Source organism: Actinomadura roseirufa, assembly GCF_900659635.1.
Classification (GTDB): domain Bacteria; phylum Actinomycetota; class Actinomycetes; order Streptosporangiales; family Streptosporangiaceae; genus Spirillospora; species Spirillospora roseirufa.
The window spans coordinates 1-6,021 of record NZ_CAACVB010000372.1 but is presented as its reverse complement, the minus strand read 5'-3'; the positions used below and the strand labels follow the sequence as shown (position 1 = coordinate 6,021).

The 6,021-nt window shown below is 70.9% G+C and carries 8 protein-coding genes; 5 read left to right on the top strand and 3 right to left on the bottom strand.

What is annotated here, in order from left to right; genetic code table 11:
• The first annotated feature begins 257 nt into the window (after positions 1 to 257).
• Both E1291_RS38145 and E1291_RS44820 read left to right on the top strand, forming a co-directional pair.
• On the top strand, positions 258 to 620 hold the full coding sequence (locus E1291_RS38145) for a hypothetical protein (RefSeq protein WP_131742912.1): 363 nt from the start codon (positions 258 to 260) through the stop codon (positions 618 to 620).
• A gap of 202 nt (positions 621 to 822) precedes the next feature.
• Positions 823 to 948 carry a hypothetical protein gene (locus E1291_RS44820; RefSeq protein WP_278045309.1) on the top strand — a complete coding sequence of 42 codons (126 nt, stop codon included), beginning with the start codon at positions 823 to 825 and terminating at the stop codon, positions 946 to 948.
• Positions 949 to 1,113: 165 nt separating this feature from the next.
• Here the strand turns inward: E1291_RS44820 and E1291_RS38140 are convergent, their stop codons facing one another.
• The 3 genes from E1291_RS38140 to E1291_RS38130 all read right to left on the bottom strand — a co-directional run bounded on the left by E1291_RS38140 (position 1,114) and on the right by E1291_RS38130 (position 2,395).
• On the bottom strand, positions 1,114 to 1,536 hold the full coding sequence (locus E1291_RS38140) for an SRPBCC family protein (RefSeq protein ID WP_242614635.1): 423 nt from the start codon (positions 1,534 to 1,536) through the stop codon (positions 1,114 to 1,116).
• Between the two features lie 68 nt (positions 1,537 to 1,604).
• Positions 1,605 to 1,946: an ArsR/SmtB family transcription factor gene (locus E1291_RS38135; RefSeq protein ID WP_131742910.1), complete on the bottom strand. Its 342-nt coding sequence runs from the start codon at positions 1,944 to 1,946 to the stop codon at positions 1,605 to 1,607.
• Complete coding sequence (locus E1291_RS38130; RefSeq protein ID WP_131742913.1) at positions 1,943 to 2,395, bottom strand: SRPBCC domain-containing protein; 453 nt, start codon at positions 2,393 to 2,395, stop codon at positions 1,943 to 1,945. The genes E1291_RS38135 and E1291_RS38130 overlap by 4 nt, the downstream gene beginning before the upstream one ends.
• Positions 2,396 to 2,705: 310 nt before the next feature.
• Between E1291_RS38130 and E1291_RS38125 the strand changes: the two genes are divergently transcribed.
• The 3 genes from E1291_RS38125 (at position 2,706) to E1291_RS38115 (ending at position 5,956) form a co-directional block, all read left to right on the top strand.
• Entirely contained in the window at positions 2,706 to 3,233 is a 528-nt protein-coding gene (locus E1291_RS38125; protein ID WP_131742909.1) for a hypothetical protein, read from the top strand.
• On the top strand, positions 3,230 to 5,326 hold the full coding sequence (locus tag E1291_RS38120) for a M48 family metalloprotease (protein WP_131742908.1): 2,097 nt from the start codon (positions 3,230 to 3,232) through the stop codon (positions 5,324 to 5,326). Before E1291_RS38125 ends, E1291_RS38120 begins: the two co-directional genes overlap by 4 nt.
• A 159-nt stretch (positions 5,327 to 5,485) precedes the next feature.
• Positions 5,486 to 5,956, top strand: coding sequence for a hypothetical protein (locus tag E1291_RS38115; protein WP_131742907.1), 471 nt, complete (start codon positions 5,486 to 5,488; stop codon positions 5,954 to 5,956).
• Positions 5,957 to 6,021 lie beyond the last annotated feature (65 nt).

Below are 6,021 nucleotides of genomic sequence, written 5' to 3'. Positions count from 1 at the left end.
CCTTCGTGCTCTTGGTCGACTCGAAGGATCACGAGGTGGCCGTCCTCATGTCACGGTGACACGCCCACACAGGCCAAAACCCGGCAGAAGGTCACACAGACCCCATACACCACTTCCGTGGACGCTAACGCAGTGACTTCTACGCTAGACGGAATGCGGCCAGTGTGGAGGCGGAAGCGTGTCATAGGCACGAAGGCGGCCCCGGCTGGTGGTGCAACACCAGGGACCCCGGGGCCTGGCCGGAGAAAGGTCCGGTTATGAACGAGGTTAGCCAAGACGGCGAGCCGGCGATGGGTGAGCGTGACGACGAAATTGATCACCCTGACGCTTACGCGCGGCTCGGGGCGCTGATGTCGAGGCTTCATGTCTACGGGTTGGAGACCGTTCTCCAGCGGCGCAAACTGATCGTTATCAACCCGAAGGCGCCGGGGTGCTGTGACGACGTCCCGCGCCGGGCGGACACGATCACGTGCAAGCCGCGCGAGGACGACGGCGAGCGGTTGTGGTTCGTGACGTCGTGGGGTGAGCCGATCGCCGAGGCGAGCCACATCGTGGACGCGGCTCTCATGGTGGCGACGACGCTCGGCGCGCCGACATCCGAGGGCTGTGGTGGTGAGTGATTCCGAGCGTGGGCGCGGGGGGACGGGTGGTGCGGCAGAGCCCCCCGCGTCCGCTTCACCTGGCGAGCTGTTGACGGAGCTGGCGTCGTTGGTACGGCGGCGTTTTTCCGGGGTCGCGCCGATCCTGCCTCATGGGACGGAGATTCTGCATCTCATCCGTCCTGGGGAGGGGCCCCATTACGTCGTCTGGGCGCGTCACCGGTTGGCCTACCTCTGGTACTGCGGGCCCGACCATGGGGCGCAGATCGGCACGACCGCCGAGCAGGCGGCCGGGGTGATCGGGCGGACGCTCGGCCTGCCGCCCGCCCAGGCACCGTCCGAAAGGTAAAGACCGGCGCGGTGGTGCGGTCGACTCCGCCCCCGAGGTCCCGCACCGCCGCGCCCTTCTTCAGGCGGCGAGAGGCACGGTCCGTCCGTGCTCGCTCGCCGTGGAGAGCGGGGTGGCGTCGCGTTCCGATCGCGCGGCCCAGCGGCGCCACCCCTTGGAGGGACGTCAGTTCCAGTTGTCGATCCTGACGTGGTGCGGGTCCGGGGCGCCCATGCCGGTCTCGACCAGCGACTTCAGGCTCATCAGGACGACCGCCCATTTGGTGCTGCAGTGGTACATGAACTCCACCGGCTCCTTCCAGCCCTCGTGCCTGAAAAGGATGATGGTGTAGTCGTCGACCTCGCTCAGGTCCCAGACCACGTGCGTGCCGACCCACTCCTCCGGTCCTTCGACGACCTCCCACAGCACGCGCTTGCCCGGGTGGAGCTCGAGGACCTTCATGTCGAATCCGCCCGCCCCGAACCGGAAGCGGAGGACGCCGTCCACGGCGTCGCCTTCGCCCGTCGTGTCGGTCGTCCACCAGCCCGCGAGCCCCTCGGTGGTGGTGATGGCCGAGAAGACCTCGGCGACGGGTGCCTTGATTCCCACCCTGTGCAGGATGTCCACCATTATCGATTCCTCTTTCTCGTATTGGTTTCTGGTCGAGCTTCTGAAGTTCAGCGCGCTTCCCTAGCGCGCTGAATGGCCTCGGCGATCCGCTTGATGCGCCGGAGCCTGGCGTCCCACGCCGCCCCCACCTGGGACAGCTGGGCGACCGCGCGGGCGAGCTGTGCCTCGTCCACCTGGTACCTCTTCTCGCGTCCGACAGGCGTCGCGCGGACCAGGCCGGCGCGGTCGAGCACCCCCAGGTGCTTCGCGATGGCCTGCCGTGTCACCGGCAGTTGCTTGCTGAGACTGGTGGCGGTGCCGTCCCCGTCCGCCAGGAGCAGGTCGAGCATCCTCCGGCGGGTCGGATCGCCGACCGCGGACCACAGGTCGTCGTCGACGGCGGAGGTCACCGTTCCGACACCAGCCGCTCGGCGTACTCCCCGAGCTGCGGGACGAAGGTGTCCCAGCCGGCGATGTGCTCGCTGTACATCTGCTCCAGCTTGGCGGCCTCCCAGCCCATCTCCCGGAACCCGGTCTCGGTGAGCCGAACGAGCGTGCCCGCGCCCGAGGGGATGAGCTCGAAGGTGACCAGCAGTGAGGCGGCGGACTCGTTGAACTCGCCGTCCGGGTAGACCCAGCGGAACGAGAACAGCCGGGGCGGCTCGGCGCTCACCACGCGCATCGGAAAGACGTGCTCCCGGTCGCCCCAGACGAGCTCGCCGACGCCGCCGGGCGACGCCTCGAAGTCGGCGTCGTCGGACCACCACTCCTTGATGTGCTCCGGGCTGCTGACGACCTCGAAGACCACCTCGGGCGGGGCGTCGACCTGGATCTCCCGTTCGATGCTGCCGTACTCCATACTGGTCACTTCCTCCCCATGTGCAACGTTCGGTTGCACGTCACACTAGTGCGAATCTCATCGAATGCGCAACCATCGGTTGCATGTCGCTTCAGAGGGGCCGTGCGCAGGGGGATGGGTTGTGCGGGGCGTCACGCCGCGCCGCCCGGTCGTCAGGTCCGGCGGTGGGCCCCGACGCGGACGCGGGTGCCCTGACCTGGGAAGAGGCCGAACCTGGCCTAGTGGTCAAAGTACCGGGACCGATTTCTCTTCTCGACTCTAGGGTGAAATTGCCCTGGTCTACAGGCCGGGGAGGGGATCGGGGGGCGCGGTGAAGGTCTTCTCACGCAGGCGCACAACGTTCGAGTTCACCGCCGCGCAGTTGTGCGCGGGCGGCGGTACGGGGATGGACTGGAAGACACAGGTTGAGCTGGGCCGTGCCGTCGTCCGGCAGTTCAGCCCGGACGAGCTGCAGGACTTCGATGAGATCGTCGTCGAGTACCGCCGGGACCCGGTACGGGCCTTCGAGGACGGGCCGGTCCGGGTGCCCGTGGGCATGGGCATCGACCTGGCGCTCGTCACCCCCTACGCGCTGGCCCTCGTGTCGCTGCTCATGAACGCCGGGGCGGGAAGCGCGGCCACCAAGGCGATCGAGGCGGCGGTCGCCAAGGCGGCGGCGCTGCGGCGCGGGCGCGGGTCGGACGAGGTGACGATCGAGCTGGACGACGCCGAGGAAAGGCTGCTCTTGGAGCGCATCACCGAGCAGGGCGTCGCGCTCGGCCTCGACCGGGCCTTCGCGCGGGCGCTCGCCGAGTCCGTCCTGGGGGCGCTTCTCGCGCCGTCGGAGGACGAGGCTTGACCGCCGCCCTCACAGCCCCGCGAGAGGCCCCGGATCGAGTTCTTCCGCCGGGGCCCTCTCCCGGCCGAGCCCGGTACCTGACCCTCGTCCTCGTCCTCGTCCTCGCGGGCTCCTACGCCGGTCTGCTGATCTCGAACCAGATGACGGCGCCGGCGACGGTGACCTGCCTGGTGAAGGTGCGGGACTCTGGAAATGTGAGCCTGTCGCGGTTCCAGGCGTGCTTCGCGCGCTTCGACTCGCAGCGGATGGCCGCCGAGGCGGCCGGAGGGTTCGCCGTCCTGCCGCCGGGACTGTTGCTCATGTGGCTGCTGCCGTGGCGGCTCGCGCGCAGGGCCGGGCCACTCACCCGGGCGCCGGAGAACTGGCAGCAGGAGGCGCTCAGGATGGCCCGCGGCGGGACGCGGCGCCGGGTCGTCGTGGAGTTCGGGCGGCTCGGCCTGCGGGAGCCGTTCACCGTGCCGACTCCGCGAGGCTTCCGGATCATCCTGCCCTGGGGGGTGCGGAAGCTGCCGTACGAGCAGTGGAAAGCGGTGCTCAGACACGAGATCGAGCACGCGGTCGCGGGGGACGTGAGCCTCGTGTGGCTCACGCGCGGGGTGTGGTGGACGCTGCCTGCCGCGCTCCTCGCGCCCGTTCTCGCGCGGGTGGGGGCAGCGTGGGCTGACTCGACCTCGCCCGTCGACACTTTGGCGCGCCCCTTCTGGGCCGAGTACGGGCTCCGCGCGGTGGGACTGCTCCTGCTGACCGCCTTGATGTCGGCCGCCGTACTGAGATCACGTGAGCACGAGGCGGACCTGCACGCCGCGGCGGCGGAGGGGGGCGCGCTGGCCGCCGTCCTCAGGGGGAATCCCGCGTCCAGGCCGCCGTGGTGGCGGCGGGTCTCTGCGAACCATCCGAGCCCCGCGCGGCGGCTGGCCGCGCTCGCCGATCCGTCGGCGGCACTGCGCGTGACGACGCTGGAGACGGTCGCCGCCGGAGCCGCCGTGGCCATGACCCTCGTGGCGGTACAGCGAATATTCCTGTCCAGCTCCTTGGACACTTCCGCGCCCTTGATCGCCGGTCTGCTCGGTGGGGTCCTGTTCGCGTTCGGGTGGGCGGGGGCCGTCTGGCGGACGGTCGGCGCGCGGCCGGGAACGAGCGTGCGGGGCCCCCTGCTCGGTCTCGCCGCCGGGACCGCGATCGGCATGGTAGGCGGCTTATGGAACACCGGCCTGACTCTCAGCGCGCCGCTGTACGGGTGGCCGAGCCTCTTCCTTGTCCCGCTGCTGGTGGCGAATGCCGGCGCGTGCAGTGCGGCACTGGCCGGGCTCTGGGCGCGCACCGGGCCCGGCCGGCGCCGCTTCCCGCGGTTCTCCGCCCACCTGGCCAACATCGTGCTGTTCGTCGGTGCGCTCTGGATCGGCCACGGCGTCGCGATCATCGTCCGTCTGGACATCGTCCGCGCCGTGGTGCTCGGGGCCCAGTCCGGGCCCTGGACGACGCCCGCGGCCGTCGCGCTGGCGGTCGTGTCACTGATCGCCTGGCGGTGGACGCGGGGGTCCGGCATCGCGGCGAGTGGCGGCGGGCTGCTCCTGCACATGGGGATCGGTCTCACAGCGGGCTCGGTCGCGGCCACGCTGCGCTGGGCCACCACGCCCGCGTTCGAGGCGAGGCGTCCGTTCTACTCACTGGAGGTGGACTGCTGGACGGCAGTCGGCGCGGGCCTGTGCTGCGTCGTCGTCCTGCTGCTGGTCTCGGGACGTGAGGGGCTCGGCCGGTCCCTCGCGGTGGCCCCGGTCGCCACGGCGATCACCTCGGCGATCCTGTGGGTCCGGTTCGTCACCGAGTGGAAGCACCTCGCGCTCGCCGCGAAGATATACGCGGTGCGCCCGCTCGCGCAGCTCGCGCTGTGCCTGCTGGTGGTCGTCCTCCTGGCCGCGTTCCTGCCGTCCGGCGGCTCCAAGCGCCGTTTCGCGCCGGTGACGGTGCTCGCCGCGACCGCTCTGCTCTCGTTCGCCTTGGTCGCCGCATTGGTCTTTCTGGCCCCCCGCGTACCGCACGGCCTGCTGAAGCAACTTCCCATGGCGGCCACCGCCATCGCCGGGGACGTGTAAGCGGCGGGTGGGCGGGGATTCACCAATACCCTTGCCCGCAGGGGCTCGGGGCCGACGGGGAGGGGCCGGGGCCGACGGATTAGCCTTACGCTCGCCACATGCCCCCCGGGGCACGATGTGCGCGGATGACGAGAACCATGCTCGGTAGGAGAGATGGGGATGACGGAAGACAACCGCGGGCCGGTCAAGGCCCCGTCCGGGGACGACGAGGGCGTCCACGACGGCGGGCCTGAGCGGCAGGAGGCGGCCGCTCCTCCCGACACGGTGGCCGATCAGGAGCTCCCCCTGGGGCAGCCGGCCGAACCGGCCCGCGAGCCGGGCCGGGAGCCCGGAGCCGACGACGGCGACCGGCTGGTGGCGGGGGGATTCGCACCGCCGGACGGCCGTCCCGGGGCTCCCTCGGACGCCTGGGACGACGTGCGGGCCGGCATGCCGCAGGAGGTCCCGCTCCAGGACGCCCCGCCGCGGGACATGCCGCAGCCGCCACCGCCGGTGCCGCTCGACAAGCCGCTCCTGGAGACGCCCGAGGGGCGCCCGCCGCGGCCCGGGTTCGTGCCGCACCACCAGGACCCGCGGGCGCAGGGCGCCGCGCCCTACGGCGGCGGCTGTCCTGGCGCTGGATCGTGGTGACGAGCCAGCGGTCCAGCATCATGATGCCGAGACCCCACATGACCGCGAAGACCAGGGCGAACACC